This is a genomic window from Lederbergia wuyishanensis (genome assembly GCF_022900255.1).
In the GTDB taxonomy this organism is placed as follows: Bacteria; Bacillota; Bacilli; order Bacillales; family Bacillaceae_C; genus Lederbergia; species Lederbergia wuyishanensis.
In genome coordinates this window covers 62,168-76,576 of sequence record NZ_JALIRM010000001.1, presented here as the reverse complement: position 1 = coordinate 76,576, position 14,409 = coordinate 62,168, and the positions used below count along the sequence as shown (strand labels likewise).

General features: G+C 35.9%; 13 protein-coding genes. 6 read left to right on the top strand and 7 right to left on the bottom strand.

Annotated features, from left to right (window positions below; all coding sequences use genetic code 11):
* Positions 1 to 79 precede the first annotated feature (79 nt).
* The 3 genes from MT489_RS00470 (at position 80) to MT489_RS00460 (ending at position 2,523) form a co-directional block, all read left to right on the top strand.
* Positions 80 to 217, top strand: coding sequence for a hypothetical protein (locus MT489_RS00470; RefSeq protein ID WP_244679544.1), 138 nt, complete (start codon positions 80 to 82; stop codon positions 215 to 217).
* Between the two features lie 101 nt (positions 218 to 318).
* Positions 319 to 1,824 carry an MDR family MFS transporter gene (locus MT489_RS00465; RefSeq protein WP_244679543.1) on the top strand — a complete coding sequence of 502 codons (1,506 nt, stop codon included), beginning with the start codon at positions 319 to 321 and terminating at the stop codon, positions 1,822 to 1,824.
* A gap of 126 nt (positions 1,825 to 1,950) precedes the next feature.
* Positions 1,951 to 2,523 (top strand): SCO family protein, encoded by a 573-nt coding sequence (locus MT489_RS00460; RefSeq protein WP_244679542.1) that lies wholly within the window; start codon positions 1,951 to 1,953, stop codon positions 2,521 to 2,523.
* Positions 2,524 to 2,576: 53 nt separating this feature from the next.
* Here MT489_RS00460 and MT489_RS00455 read toward each other — a convergent pair whose 3' ends face one another.
* The 5 genes from MT489_RS00455 to hemE form a co-directional block, all read right to left on the bottom strand.
* Positions 2,577 to 4,817 (bottom strand): YhgE/Pip domain-containing protein, encoded by a 2,241-nt coding sequence (locus MT489_RS00455; protein ID WP_244679541.1) that lies wholly within the window; start codon positions 4,815 to 4,817, stop codon positions 2,577 to 2,579.
* Positions 4,818 to 4,898: 81 nt separating this feature from the next.
* On the bottom strand, positions 4,899 to 5,471 hold the full coding sequence (locus MT489_RS00450) for a TetR/AcrR family transcriptional regulator (RefSeq protein ID WP_244679540.1): 573 nt from the start codon (positions 5,469 to 5,471) through the stop codon (positions 4,899 to 4,901).
* A gap of 118 nt (positions 5,472 to 5,589) precedes the next feature.
* The gene (gene hemY / locus MT489_RS00445; protein WP_244679539.1) at positions 5,590 to 7,002 is read right to left on the bottom strand and encodes a protoporphyrinogen oxidase; all 1,413 of its coding nucleotides are present in this window, start codon (positions 7,000 to 7,002) and stop codon (positions 5,590 to 5,592) included.
* Positions 7,003 to 7,029: 27 nt separating this feature from the next.
* Positions 7,030 to 7,965, bottom strand: coding sequence for a ferrochelatase (gene hemH / locus MT489_RS00440; RefSeq protein WP_244679538.1), 936 nt, complete (start codon positions 7,963 to 7,965; stop codon positions 7,030 to 7,032).
* A gap of 18 nt (positions 7,966 to 7,983) precedes the next feature.
* Positions 7,984 to 9,036, bottom strand: a complete 1,053-nt coding sequence (gene hemE, locus MT489_RS00435) for a uroporphyrinogen decarboxylase (RefSeq protein ID WP_244679537.1) — start codon at positions 9,034 to 9,036, stop codon at positions 7,984 to 7,986.
* 260 nt (positions 9,037 to 9,296) lie between these two features.
* Here hemE and MT489_RS00430 point away from each other — a divergent pair, with 260 nt between their 5' ends.
* Both MT489_RS00430 and MT489_RS00425 read left to right on the top strand, forming a co-directional pair.
* A complete protein-coding gene (locus MT489_RS00430) occupies positions 9,297 to 9,794 on the top strand; it encodes an antibiotic biosynthesis monooxygenase family protein (protein ID WP_244679536.1) in 498 nt (165 codons plus the stop codon).
* A 304-nt stretch (positions 9,795 to 10,098) separates the two neighbouring features.
* A complete protein-coding gene (locus MT489_RS00425) occupies positions 10,099 to 11,274 on the top strand; it encodes a M20 family metallopeptidase (RefSeq protein WP_244679535.1) in 1,176 nt (391 codons plus the stop codon).
* Positions 11,275 to 11,356: 82 nt separating this feature from the next.
* Here MT489_RS00425 and MT489_RS00420 read toward each other — a convergent pair whose 3' ends face one another.
* Both MT489_RS00420 and MT489_RS00415 read right to left on the bottom strand, forming a co-directional pair.
* Positions 11,357 to 12,583, bottom strand: a complete 1,227-nt coding sequence (locus tag MT489_RS00420; RefSeq protein WP_244679534.1) for an ABC transporter permease — start codon at positions 12,581 to 12,583, stop codon at positions 11,357 to 11,359.
* A complete protein-coding gene (locus tag MT489_RS00415; protein ID WP_244679533.1) occupies positions 12,580 to 13,317 on the bottom strand; it encodes an ABC transporter ATP-binding protein in 738 nt (245 codons plus the stop codon). The genes MT489_RS00420 and MT489_RS00415 overlap by 4 nt, the downstream gene beginning before the upstream one ends.
* A 438-nt stretch (positions 13,318 to 13,755) precedes the next feature.
* Here MT489_RS00415 and MT489_RS00410 point away from each other — a divergent pair, with 438 nt between their 5' ends.
* A complete protein-coding gene (locus MT489_RS00410; RefSeq protein ID WP_244679532.1) occupies positions 13,756 to 14,181 on the top strand; it encodes an HIT family protein in 426 nt (141 codons plus the stop codon).
* The last annotated feature ends 228 nt before the right edge of the window (positions 14,182 to 14,409 follow it).

The window sequence follows — 14,409 nt, the reverse complement described above, 5'->3', positions numbered from 1 at the left end:
AAAGTCTTTGACACACCCCCACCAAAATTTGTATATTTTAGATACTACTTTATTATTTAAAGCAAAGGAAGGTGTTTTTATGTGGGACTGGATTCTTTACCTGTCTATCCCTTTCATTGCATTTGCAATAATTGAAGAGTTAATCTATTTAATCGTTAACTTAAGTATTTTCCGTACAAAAAGGCAACCAAAAAAATTAAAAGATATTGGTGAATAGACTAATATTATAATATCAATATCTTTTTTTTTATTGCAACAGTGCTTTTATCCAATATTGTTATATTCACACTAAATCTTTTTGTAAGAAAGGGGTAAGCCATGGTTGCTAAAGAGAGTAAATTAGGTTTTGTTGTCACGGGATTATTGCTGGCTATTTTAATGTCCGCAATGGATAATACGATAGTGGCAACATCTATGGGGACGATTGTTGCCGATCTTGGTGGATTTGATAAATTTGTGTGGGTGACATCAGCCTATTTGGTAACCGTTATGGCAGGAACTCCGATATTCGGGAAATTATCGGATATGTATGGCCGTAAACGTTTTTTTATTTTTGGTTTAGTTGTTTTCCTAATTGGATCTATTCTTTGTGGAACTGCAAATACAATCACTCAACTCAGTATTTATCGAGCCATTCAGGGTGTCGGCGGAGGGGCGTTGATGCCGATCGCCTTTACCATAGTGTTTGATATTTTCCCACCTGAGAAACGAGGTAAAATGACAGGGCTTTTTGGAGCTGTTTTTGGAACTTCTAGTCTTTTCGGTCCACTATTAGGAGCGTATATTTCAGAATACATTGGGTGGCATTGGATATTCTTTATAAATGTTCCAATTGGAATTATTTCCTTTGCACTCATTTTCTACTTCTATAAAGAGTCGCTTGAGCATAAGTCACAGAAAATAGATTGGTGGGGAGCTTTTACTTTAGTAGGTGCAGTTGTATGTTTAATGTTTGCCCTTGAACTCGGAGGAAATCAATATGCATGGGGTTCCTGGATTATCCTTGGTTTATTTAGTCTATTTATAGCATTTTTTATTGTCTTCCTGTTAGTTGAAAGAAAAGCAACAGAACCAATTATTTCGTTTCAAATGTTTAAACAACGGCTATTTGCCACAAGTAACGCGATTGCATTTTTTTATGGAGCTACCTTCATCGTCGCAACGATTTACATACCTATTTATATTCAAGGAGTATTCGGTGGAACGGCGACCAACTCGGGTCTTATTTTAACTCCGATGATGCTTGGGTCAGTCTTCGGCAGTCAGTCTGGAGGATTATTAACAACTAAAACAAGTTACCGTAATATTATGATTTTGTCCGGAATCTTTTTTGTTACTGGTATATTTTTATTAGGTACACTGACTCCTGATACGTCACGCATCGTAGTGACGATATTTATGATTATTACCGGCTACGGAGTAGGATTTAATTTTTCAACTTTAAGTATGTCAGCTATTCATAACTTTGATATGCGACAACGTGGTTCAGCTACGTCTTCACTTTCGTTCTTTCGTTCGTTAGGAATGACACTAGGTATTACGATTTTCGGGATTATTCAGAGAAACATATTTACAAATTCCTTAACACAAGAATTTGCTGGAATGGGAAATGGAAAGGGATTTGGTGATTCTAGACAGCTTTTATCCCCAGAAGCACGAAAAGAAATACCTGCAAACGTCTTAGATAAAATCACTGATGCTTTATCTAATTCTATTGCACAAACCTTTATTTGGGCACTAATCCCTGCTTTGTTGGCAGTCCTATTTATTTTCTTGATGAGTAAGGAAAGGGTTGAAATGCCAGTGAAAAAAGCTAGGACTTAAGGAAGCTTTAAGCTTCCTTTTTATTTGGACAATTTCCGAACAATCTGATGAAAAAACCTATAATTTGAACGAGTAGTATATAATGTATTTATATAGGATTGTTTTCTAGGAGGTTTATCCAAGTTTATGAAAAAACGGTTATTTGCCCTTTTATTTTTGATTATTCTTATATTAAGCGCATGTTCATCTGCCCCTAAAAGTGGCACCCCAATAAAAGATTTTAATTATACAGATCAGGATGGAAAACCTTTTGGTCTTGAAGATCTAAAAGGAAAAGTATGGGTAGCTGATTTTGTATTTACAAACTGTACAACCGTATGTCCCCCAATGACCGCGAATATGAGCCAGCTTCAGCAAGATGTGAAAGATGCTGGATTGCAAGATGTTCATTTCGTATCATTTAGTATCGATCCTGTAATTGATACACCAGAAGCGCTAAAAAAATATGGTGAAGCGTTCGATGCCGATTTTTCAACTTGGCATTTTTTGACGGGCTACTCTCAAAAAGAAATTGAGGACTACGGACCAAAAAACTTTAAAACAATTATTAAAAAACCAAAAAACGATGATCAAGTCATACACGGTGTAAGATTTTATCTCCTAAATAAAAAAGGAGAAATTATAGCGGATTATCCTGGAAACGAGGATGTCCCATTTAAACAAATTGTAAAAGATATAAAAGCTGCTAATAAACAATAATTTTAAAGGTGTGCCAATACGTCATTCATAGGACGATTGAGCACACCTTTAATTTATATTTGACTATTTAATAATGAATACTGTCTTCTATATTTATATTGAAAAAATCCAATAGTCATAATCATAAAGCCGATGATAAATACACTTAAGATAGCCAAGTTATTCCACATAAAACTAAAGTCTCCGCTAGAAATTACTGCCTTATATGCATGAACTGAATAAGTCATCGGCAAAAATGAATTAAACAGCTGAAGTGGATGAGGTATCAGTTCAAGCGGAAATGTCCCAGCACTTGTTGTCAGCTGCAATATAAGAATAATAATTGCGATGAACCTACCAGGATCTCCAAGTAATGTCACTAAAAACTGGATTAATGCTATAAATGTTAAACTTGTGACGATTGTTGTCAAAAAGAAAAATGGTACGCTTTCCACTTCGATTTTGAGACCAAACAACATGATGGCATCAGCTAGAAGTGATTGGATGATTCCCACTGTTGTAAGCACGCCGAATTTTCCTAAAAACCAACTAATCCCATTCTTCGGTAAAATCGCAGGCTCTCTTAATGGAAAGACAATCGAAATCAATAATGCACCGACAAATAGACCAAGAGATAGAAAATATGGTGCAAATCCAGTTCCATAGTTTGGAACTTTATTTATTGCCTTTTTATTCACCTTAATTGGTTCTCCCATCATGTCGTAGGTGTCATCGTTAGACTTAATTTCATTTACTTGATTTGAAGCATCTCCGAGCTTATCCTTCATCTCCGCGGATCCATCTTCAAGCTTTTTCATACCATCTGCAAGTTCTTTTGAGCCACCGACTAATGTGTTGCTTCCCTCACTAATTTTAGTAGAACCTGATGCTAGTTCCTTCATTCCGCCACTTAAGACACTCGCTCCAGTTGAGAGTTTATTTGCTCCTTGACTTACTTCAGAAAGCTTTTTATCGAATAAAGAAATCCCATCCAAAAATTGATTTTGTCCGCTTTCCAGAGTCTGAATTCCTTTTACAAGATCTCCTGAACCAGAGGAAAGTGCACCCAATCCCGCTTTTAGTTGATTTTGTCCTTCTGTTAATTCACCCATTTTTTCGGCTAATGTACTTGCACCGACTTGAAATTCTTTTGCTGAAGATTGTAAGCTTTTTGTTCCTTTTTCGACTGCTCCACTTCCAGCCTCAAGCTTTGTAATGCCTTCCTCTAGGCCTGCTTTCAATTGATTGCCAATTTGCTTTTTCACTTCGTCAGGTAATGGCAGTTCAGCTAACTGAGCATCAATGTTTGCTATTTTATCTTGCATTTGTATAATCCCTGCATGCAATTCACTAGCTCCTTTAGCAACATCTCCAGCACCTGTTTCATATTCCTCTAATTTATCAGCTAAAAGTTCTGTTTTATCTTGGATTTGTGCTGCTCCGGAAATTACATCTTCCATTGCCTGATCAGCACTTTTTAAGCCTTTATCTAAAGTAGTGGAACCGCTCAATAAGGACTGTACACCTTTATTTGCGGCAACAGCTCCATCTACAAGCTTACCGTGCCCATCCTTTAATTGAGCAATTCCATCTGCAAGAGTTGTAGCTCCTTTTGCTAATTCATCGCTGCCGGATTGTACTTTAGAAACACCACCATTAAACTCAATTGATTTTGCCGCTAATTCATCAATTCCTTTTTTTAGAGTAAGGGATCCGCTATTAAGTTTTCCTGCTCCATCAAATAAATCTTTCGCACCGTCACTCGCTTGAACAAGTCCGTTACCCATTTCTTTTATTTTGTCAAACATCGTTTCTGAGTATGTCGCTACTACTTCTTTAGATACAGCAGACTTTATTTCTTTAATAGCTGTTTCTCCTATTTGTGCAGATAAAAAATTATACCCTTCATTTGGAATATATTTTAGTTCCAGCTTTTTAGGATGTTCATCTAAGAGAGTCGTCGCATTTTCAGAAAATTGTTCTGGTATTTCAATTAGCATATAATATTTTCTATTTTCCAGATCGTTATATCCTTGGTTACTATCGACCACTTTGAAATTAAAATCCTTGCTTTCTTTCAATTTATTGACAAGCTCATTTCCCAAACGAAGCTCTTTCTTCTCAAAAACTGCTCCTCTATCATTGTTTACAACCGCTACTGGTAAATCACTTAGACGGTCATAAGGATCCCAGAACGCCCAAAGAAACATGCCACTATACAATATTGGCACGAGCATGACTGCAATCAATGGTATCAAGAGTTTCTTATTTTTCAAGATTTGTTTAATTTCAGCAATAAATAAAGTATTTCTCATATGAATTCTTTCCTCCCTTAACATAAAACGTTATGACTATTTTCTTCAAATGGTCAAAAAACTGCAAAAAAAGCGGATCATCTACTTTGATAATCCGGTAAACAAATAAAATTTGAACAACTCGGATATTTTTTCTTGATCCAATGGTTCATGAGACTTTTCCCAATCAAATATTAAGGAAATATACATTTTTAGTATGATAAAAGCCGTTATCTCTGGATCACACTCTCGAATCTCTTCTTTTTCAATGGCCTCAATCACTTTGTCTTTAATATACTTAACAATTGCCGACTCAACTTTATCAATCATTTCTTTAACAGCTGGAGTTCCAATTTCTCTTTCCTCTTGAAACAGCTTAATCGTTAATTGATGCTGTTTTCTATATTTTAATAATTCATAAATAGCTAGATTGACATTTTCAAAAAAAGATAAATCTTCTTGAATCGCTGCCTCTGCAGTTGCCTTCATTTCTTTTATTAATGAGCTTACAATTTCACTAAGCAATTCTTCTTTGTTATTAAAAAAAGTATAAATGGTACCTTTTCCAACGTTAGCTATTTTCGCCACTTGATCCATTGTGGTCGCTTTATATCCGAACAAAGAAAATGATTTTGTAGCCGCCTCAATAATGAGTTGTTTGCGATCAATAGACATTCGATAAGCCTCCTTTCCAATAAATGACCAAAATACAAATTTAGTCATTTAGTATTGTTATAATTTATCATAGTCTTTTTTTAAAAGCAAGAAAAAAGCAGCTAAATGCTTAGCTGCTTCATCGAATATATTGAAGTACATCCTGTACTGCTTTTTTTCCTTGATCGATACAATCTGGAAGTCCAATTCCTTCGAACGAACTACCCGTCATGAAAACTCCCGGCATATCTTCTCGAAGTTTTTCCTTCATCTCTTCTACACGTTGTTTATGCCCCACAGTATATTGAGGCATTGACTTTACCCAGCGAGAAACGATAGTGAATTGAGGTTTTGCTTCAATATTCATCGTTTTCTTTAAATCTTCCAATACTATTGTTTCTATTTCTGCATCAGAAAGATCAACTACTGTTTCTTCTCCTGCACGCCCTACATAGGATCTTAGCAATACTTTCCCTTCCGGGGTTGTATGCGGCCACTTTTTATGGGTCCATGTACAAGCAGTGATAGTATAGTCACTGTTTCTCGAAACGACAAAGCCTGTACCATCTATGGAGTTTTCAACATCTTTTTCGTCAAACGCCATCGCTACGGTCGCTACCGTTGTTGCGGGCATATTTTTTAAGCTGCTTAAATACTCTTTATCATGCAAAAGATCAGCTACTGCCAAATGAGGTAAGGCAATCACTACACTATCAGCGTGAATAATTTCATTATTATTCAGTTTAAGTTCATAGGTCGAATCAAACTCTTTTTCCAGCGATGTGACTTGTACACCTTTCATAATTGTACAGTTAGTCAATTTACCTTCAATTGCATCTACCAACGATTGCAATCCACTTTTTAATGTGAGAAAAATACCTTGAGTCTTGCTGGATAATTGGTTTTTAGGCGCTTGCGGTGTTGTTTTCTTCATCCCAAGAATTAAACTTCTACTATCACGCTCAACTTTATGAAACTGTGGAAATGTTGACATTAAACTTAATTGGTCAATATCCCCTGCATAAATTCCAGATAAAAGCGGCTCGATTAAATTTTCGACAACTTCATCCCCAAGTCTCCTACGGAAGAAATGTCCAAGAGATTGGTCCTCCTCATTTTGAGAACGAGGTAAAATTAAATCACACGCAGCTCGCATTTTACCTTGTACAGAAAACAGCCCTGTTGTAACAAACGGACCTATTTTAGTTGGAATTCCCATAACAGCCCCTTTTGGCATAGGATGCAGCTGTTCCTTAACTAATACATACGATCTACCTGCAGTATTATTGACAAGATCATCACTTAAACCAACATCTCTCGCTAGTTCAGCGGCACTTGTTTTCCTCTCCAAAAATGAATCAGGACCTCTTTCAATAACAAATCCATCTTGATGAATTGTTTGGATTTTACCGCCTAATTTATGACTAGCTTCTATTAGTGTCACTTCAATCGGCAATTTCTGATCAGCAATAGTTTCCTGCAAATAATAAGCGGTCGTTAAACCAGTAATTCCACCACCGATCACAACAACCTTTTTTTTATTGTCATTCAACGTAAAATCGCCTACTTCTTCTTGTTATTATTCCTTACCTAGATGCTTTAAAATTACCGAGACAAGAGCATCAATGAATCTAGGCTGCGCATCAGGCATTGCTGGTCGGTAATAAGCTGCACCTACTTCATCTGTAACTGCTTTACATTCCACATCATTATCATATAAAACCTCAAGATGGGTTGAAACGAAGCCAACAGGAATATACACAAATGCTTTATAGCCCTTTTTATCGTAAAGTTCTCTTGTTAAATCTTGTACATCTGGTCCTAGCCATGGATCAGGCGTGTTTCCTTCACTTTGCCAGCCAACTTCATATTCTGTAATACCCGCTTGCTTAGCAATTGAATCAGCTGTTTCTTCAAGTTGCTTAGGGTATGGATCTCCAAATTGAAGAATTTTTTCAGGAAGACTATGAGCCGATACTATTAAGCAAGCCCGATTTCGTTCGTTCTCAGGCATGTTATGATATACTTCCTTAACTTCATCTGCCCAAAATTGTATGAATTTAGGTTCCTGGTACCAACTTTCAACAGACGTAATGACTGGACCACCAAGTTTCTCTGCTGTTTCCTTTGCACGCTCGTTATAAGATTTCACACTAAATGTTGAAAAATGAGGAGCCAAAACTAATGAAACAGCCTCTTCAATTCCATCTTCATGCATTTTTTCAACAGCATCTTCAATGAATGGCTCTATATGTTTTAAACCGATATATGCTTTAAATTCAATTTCATCTTGAATTTCGTTTAAGCGATCCTGAAGTCCGAAAGCTTGCTGTTCTGTAATTTTGGCAAGAGGTGATATTCCACCAATTGCTTTATAACGATTCTCCAAATCTTCAAGAGCTTCCTTAGCGGGCGGACGCCCATGACGAATATGTGTATAATATCGTTCAATATCATCTTCACTGTATGGAGTTCCGTAGGCCATTACTAATAGCCCCATTTTCTTTTTTATCATTTTATTCACTCCGTTTCGTTAACGTAATTGTTTTAACTTTTCAGCACTGTATTCATGAATAAAAGAAGTGAGACGTTTTAACATTTCAGGATTTACATCCGGGAAGACGCCGTGTCCGAGGTTGAAAATAAAACCTGGTGTTTGAATTCCTTGATCAATTATTTCTTTTGCTCTCTCTTCAACTGATTCCCAATTTGCAATTAACACTGCTGGGTCTAAATTCCCTTGAACTGCTTTTGTTACACCTATTTTTCTAGCATCAGCAATCGGCAATCTCCAGTCAAGTCCGACGACATCAAGTGGTAGGTCATTCCATTCCAATGCTAAATGACTTGCTCCTACACCGTGCATAATTAATGGAACATTTTCTGTTCTCATTTCAGTAAATATTTTCGTCATGATTGGTTTTATATATTTCTTATAATCGGCTCTACTTAATGCACCAACCCAAGAGTCAAAAATCTGAACCGCACTCGCACCAGCATTTATTTGTGCTTTTAAATATGTAACAGTCATATCCCCTAGCTTTTCCATTAATAAAAACCAAGCTTCTGGTTCAGAATACATAAAAGCTTTTGTTTTATGATAGTTTCTAGACGGACCACCCTCAATCATATAGCTTGCAAGGGTAAATGGTGCACCGGCGAAACCAATTAATGGAACAGTAAGTTGTTCTTCTGTTAAAAGTTTGATCGTATCAAGAACATATGGAATATCTTCTTCAGGGTTAATTTCCCCTAATACTTCTATATCTTTAATCGAACGGATTGGGTTATCAATTACTGGACCTATTCCACTTTTAATTTCTACATTTACTCCTAATGATGGGAGTGGAGTCATAATATCTTTATATAAAATCGCAGCATCAACATTGTACATTTCTACAGGTAGCCGTGTTACATACGCGCAAAGTTCTGGTTGATGTGTAATTTCAAATAGTGAATATTTTTCTTTTATTTTTCGATACTCAGCTTGAGAACGTCCAGCTTGTCTCATATACCAAACAGGAACATGTTCCGTCCTCTCTCCTTTAGCAGCACGCAAAAATGTATCATTTTTAATATTTGTCATGATTATCCACCTTTCAAGGTTTCAGTTACTATATTGTAATATAAAAGTGAATGAACTAAAAATTTGTAAATAAACGAATCCGATATAACTATAGTATTTTTCCTACTTAAAGTATAGGCAACAACGCGTCTTGTCATAAATTTGTCCTTTTTATACGTCTCATAATATGCCTGCTTGTTTGTCATTCAGTTTCAAGGGTAAAACTTATGATAAGATAAAACACAAATAATAATGTTATTAAATGTGAACGAGGTGGTTGTATGTATGTTTATATCGCTATGGGTACACATTATTTTTTAAAAAAGCTCGAAGAAAAGTATTCTAATGAAAAAATGGTATTGATGCAAAATGTAGAAGGATGTCTACTTTGGCATGAGACAACCGGATCAACAGTATTTCAATCACCTAAAAAATATGAATTATTAGAAGCGGTAGGTGAATTTGAAAATGAAGGTGTTGTTTCATGCAATTTTATTCCTATCCGAGACGAAAACAGACCGATCTTTGAATACGGAATGGCAGACAAAATAAAATTGTTACAAAACGAAAATGGATTCATAACAGCACGCTTTCTTCGTCCTTTAACTAATGATACGTACTTACTGATGACAATGTGGAATGATGAAGAGCATATTCGCACATGGAAAAATTCTTCTTTGTATCATAATCTCCATTTTGAATCAAAAGGCTCTAATATATTTTCAGGTTCCTCTTATAGTTCAATTTATTTTGTTAACGAAGAAAAAAGTGTAGAGTGAGGGACTGGAAAACACTGATAGTTTTTTCGAGTTTCGATTTGTAGACAAAGTTCATTTTGGATTACATTTAGACGAGTAATTATGTTAGTCTATCGACGCGTGATGCCTTCTGCGAAGAGGAGTTGCCAATCATTGGGCAATGAGTACAGCAAGAACGCGAGCAACTAGTAAAGCAAGTTTTTATCAACAGTATGAAACTCGGATGTAATGTCCGAGTTTTTTTAATTTCTTCCGCACACTCTTCTGAAAAATTGATATAATTATTTCGAGTCCATAAATATTAAATAGGCGGGTGTGCTTGCACATGAAGGAAATACTATTTGAACGATTAGAGCACTATTATAATGAAATGGTTAATATTAGACGTTATTTACATCAAAATCCAGAACTCTCTTTTAAAGAAGTTAAAACTGCAGCTTATATCGCTGAATATTATAATCGGCTTGGTGTAATAGTGAAAACTGGAGTAGGCGGAAATGGAGTTGTAGCTAGAATTAAAGGTGGGAAACCTGGAAAAACGGTTGCATTGCGAGCAGACTTTGATGCCCTTCCTATCCATGAGGAAACAAATCTTCCATTTAAATCACTTGTCCCTGGTGTCATGCATGCCTGCGGTCATGATGGACATACAGCTACGTTATTAATATTAGCCAGGGTTTTGAATGAAATGAAAGAAGAACTATCCGGAGAATATGTGATGATCCACCAACATGCGGAAGAATATGCACCAGGCGGCGCTAAACCGATGATAGAAGATGGCTGTTTAGATGCGGTTGATGTTATTTTTGGTACTCATCTATGGGCAGACGGGCCGTTTGGCAATATCCGTTATCGAAAAGGACCGATTATGGCAGCTGCAGATCGTTTTGAAATCATCATTAAAGGTTATGGTGGTCATGGTGCCCAGCCTCATAAAACGAAAGATGCTATCGTGATTGGATCTCAACTTGTTATGAATTTACAACAAATTGTGAGTCGCAGGGTGGCTCCTATTGAGTCAGCTGTTGTAACTGTTGGTTATTTCGTTTCCGAGAACGCGTTCAATGTAATAGCCGACAATGCTAAGCTTGGTGGAACAGTCCGTACGTTCAACGAAGATATTAGAAATATGATTGAAGAAGAGATTGAGAGAATAGTAAAAGGTACTTGTATTGCTGCTAATTGCGATTATGAGTTTAACTATGATCGAGGGTATCCAGCCGTTGTAAATCATGAGGCTGAAACAGACTTCCTTGTTGAAGTGGCTAAAGAAGTACCCGAAAATACTTTGATTGAAGAAACAAAACCAGAAATGGGCGGCGAAGACTTTGCCTATTATTTGCAAAATGTGAAAGGAACATTCTTTTTCACAGGAGCAAGGCCAGATGGTGTCGAACAAGGCTATCCTCATCATCATCCAAAATTTGATATAAATGAAAAAGCGATGCTTGCAGCAGCGAAAACCCTTGGGCTGGCAGCATTGCGATCACAAAATAACTAATTATGTAAAATCGGACCTGAAATCAAATGATATAAAGATTTCAAGTCCGATTTTTGCTTATTATAAAAAGTCTATATTATCACTAATAATATTTCTCAAGCTTACTAACTCTTCCGGGAGCGTAGATTTTTGCGAAAACAAAAGTAAATAAAACTGAGATTACGAACACTATGATTCCATTGCGAAATCCTGTACTTATCAAAGCACAAATTCCAAATAAAACTGCCTGAGCAAGCAGGACTTTTAACAAAAGTCTTAAAAAAGCATGTCTTTTTTGAGACTGCTCAACAGGATATAAGCTCGTCCATATTTTCAATTCATGCTTTCTTATTAATGGAAATAATTGGAAACCAGTTAAATAAAGGAAAAGCACGGAAATGACAACTGATAAATAAAGATTTCCACTAAAAAGAATGATTAGGATTGTAATTAGAGTTAGCCTAATAATCAATCCAGAAAATTCACTTGTTCTAATTAGCGTCCTTGAAAATAAGAAACGGTATGTATGTTCACTTCCATACGGTATTATAGAATAGACGGGATCAAGCCATCTCCTTCTTTTCACTTTTCCTCTTAAATGTGGAACATCAGTAAACATGTTCGCTGCGTGGTAAAATGCCTGCATTCTTCCCTGTTCTTTTTCAATTAAAATTTCCCACTTAATTGTTTTATTTTTTGCAGCTTCTCTCACATAAATCGTAAAAACAGCCATAATTAATAAAACGACTCCGAAAAACCAAAATGATGCTTTTTCAATAAAGAAATAAAACAAAAGAAAATTAAAAATATAACGGATGATCCAGTCGTATACATGGATGTAAGAATCTCTTATTTTTAACATTTGCCAATGAACCATGAGATTCCATATTTTCAGACCAAAAGCTAAGAACAGCATGAAAAAAAACATGGAAAAGCCATTTCCTGTTACTTGAACGTACATTGGCATACAAGCAGCAAGAATTAGTAAAATAATATACGCTTGACTTATAAAGCTTAAGTTTATTCCTTTTCTAAAATACGAACCAAGCTTTGTCTCAAGAGGCAGCAAAAATACAAGATCAGCCTCTTTCAGAAAGGTTGAGATCGGGCTAATCGTGAGGACAATTCCCAAAATAAACGCCATTACTATTCCAACTGGAAAACCTGAAGTTAAAGTTTTTACCCACCCTGAGTAATAGTAAATCGCCGCTCCCCCACCAAAAATGAGGACAAATAACAAATGGTCATTGAACATATATTTCAGATAGCGCCGTAGTTCTTTCATATAGGCTTGAAATCTCTCACGCCACAACTCATCAATATGCTTCATGACATCTCTTCCTTTGTCAGCTGTATATAAATATCATCTAGCGTGGCATTTGGCATTGAGAATTCTTTTTGCAATTCCTGTAATGTCCCTCTTGCTCGAACTTTACCATTATGGAGAATAATAAATCCATCACAATAGCGTTCCGCTGTAGCCAATATATGCGTGGACATTAAAATTCCCGCCCCATTCTCTTTCATGTTTTCCATTAACTCAAGAAGGGATTGAATTCCTAATGGATCTAGTCCAACAAAAGGTTCATCAATGATATACAAAGAAGGTTCGATCAAAAATGCACACATAATCATTACCTTCTGTTTCATCCCTTTTGAAAAATGTGCTGGAAACCATTTGAGCTTCTTATCTAAACGAAATTCCTTTAAAAGAGGATTAATCCGCTCTTCATATTCTTTTTCAGAGAGTCCGTAAGCCATTGCGGATAATTTTAAATGCTCCTCCAAAGTTAGTTCTTCATATAATATCGGTGTTTCCGGAACAAAAGAAAATTGCTTTCGATATTCTTCAGCTTGCCCTTTCAATGTTAAATCATTAATCGTTATGGAACCTGATCGTTCCTCCATTAATCCGATTATATGTTTAATCGTCGTACTTTTACCTGCTCCATTTAAACCAATTAAACCGATCATTTGTCCGGCTTCAACAGAAAATGAAACATCTTTTAAGACAGGATTTTTCGTATATCCACCTGTCAAATTTTTCACTTCAAGTAAAGACATGAAAAACGCCCTTTCTTATTTTCGCTAAAGTACCATTATTGTACCAAAAGAATTCTTTAGAAGCATATTATTTTTTGGTTATTTTTACCTGTATTACACAATTAAAATGTGGACAATATAATATCGAAGGAGCGGGACTAAGCCAAAGCTGGGGTGGTTGTCGAAGACACATATCTGCAGTAGAAGCGGAAAGCCACGATGAACATTGACCATCATTATCAAACTTGACACACGCCAAGGGAGATGATTGCGTTGGGCTCTGAAGATTCGGATATTTCTTTTGAAAAATCATTTCATTAAAACGAAATGGTGAAAGAAACCTTTCCAAGTAACCCGCTAACCCCTTCAACGAGCAGGATTTTTATTAAATCCTGCTCGTTTTCACTTTTCTAAGAGGGTGTGTTAAAATATTCCTATTATCTTAGGAAGGTGGACCATATGAGCAATTGTATTTTTTGTAAAATTGTAAATGGTGAGATACCATCTGCAAAGGTTTTTGAGAATGAAGATGTACTGGCTTTTCTTGATATTAGCCAAATTACAAAAGGACACACTCTAGTTATACCAAAAGTACATAATGAAAATGTATACGATTTACCTGAAGAAACGGCAAGTAAATTATTCGAGGTAGTTCCAGAAATTTCTCGTGCCATTAAGAAGGAATTTAAACCAGTTGGATTAAACTTATTAAATAATAACGGCGCATTTGCCGGCCAAGCTGTTTTCCATTATCATTTACACCTCATCCCTCGATATGATGAGAATGACGGTTTTGGAACAAAATATATTAGCCACCAAGCCGATTATACAGGAGATGATCTCCAATCCATCGCAAAATCAATTCAAAAGCATATCTCTAAATAACTTCCATTATATGGAGGTTATTTTTTTGTTAAAGAAAATTTCTTGCTAAATTGATGGTTTTGGATGATGTATGACTTCTGTGGGAAAAACGGGTTTCAGGACAGACCCTTAATCGTGAGTGCAAAGGAGTACCTTGCTGCCGCAGAAAACGAACTAGATTGTAAATCAATATACTTGGTTAATATATATTATTTTAAAAAATATCTCTTCTTTATCTAGGACTATTAT

Bases quoted from the DNA above. Each gene is read 5' to 3' on its own strand.
- MT489_RS00420 (WP_244679534.1), bottom strand. From the start codon at position 12,583: ATGAAGCATATTGATGAGTTGTGGCGTGAGAGATTTCAAGCCTATATG.
- MT489_RS00430 (WP_244679536.1), top strand. From the start codon at position 9,297: ATGTATGTTTATATCGCTATGGGTACACATTATTTTTTAAAAAAGCTC.
- MT489_RS00470 (WP_244679544.1), top strand. From the start codon at position 80: ATGTGGGACTGGATTCTTTACCTGTCTATCCCTTTCATTGCATTTGCA.
- MT489_RS00465 (WP_244679543.1), top strand. From the start codon at position 319: ATGGTTGCTAAAGAGAGTAAATTAGGTTTTGTTGTCACGGGATTATTG.
- hemH (WP_244679538.1), bottom strand. From the start codon at position 7,965: ATGATAAAAAAGAAAATGGGGCTATTAGTAATGGCCTACGGAACTCCA.
- MT489_RS00455 (WP_244679541.1), bottom strand. From the start codon at position 4,817: ATGAGAAATACTTTATTTATTGCTGAAATTAAACAAATCTTGAAAAAT.
- hemE (WP_244679537.1), bottom strand. From the start codon at position 9,036: ATGACAAATATTAAAAATGATACATTTTTGCGTGCTGCTAAAGGAGAG.
- MT489_RS00450 (WP_244679540.1), bottom strand. From the start codon at position 5,471: ATGTCTATTGATCGCAAACAACTCATTATTGAGGCGGCTACAAAATCA.
- MT489_RS00410 (WP_244679532.1), top strand. From the start codon at position 13,756: ATGAGCAATTGTATTTTTTGTAAAATTGTAAATGGTGAGATACCATCT.
- MT489_RS00415 (WP_244679533.1), bottom strand. From the start codon at position 13,317: ATGTCTTTACTTGAAGTGAAAAATTTGACAGGTGGATATACGAAAAAT.
- MT489_RS00460 (WP_244679542.1), top strand. From the start codon at position 1,951: ATGAAAAAACGGTTATTTGCCCTTTTATTTTTGATTATTCTTATATTA.
- MT489_RS00425 (WP_244679535.1), top strand. From the start codon at position 10,099: ATGAAGGAAATACTATTTGAACGATTAGAGCACTATTATAATGAAATG.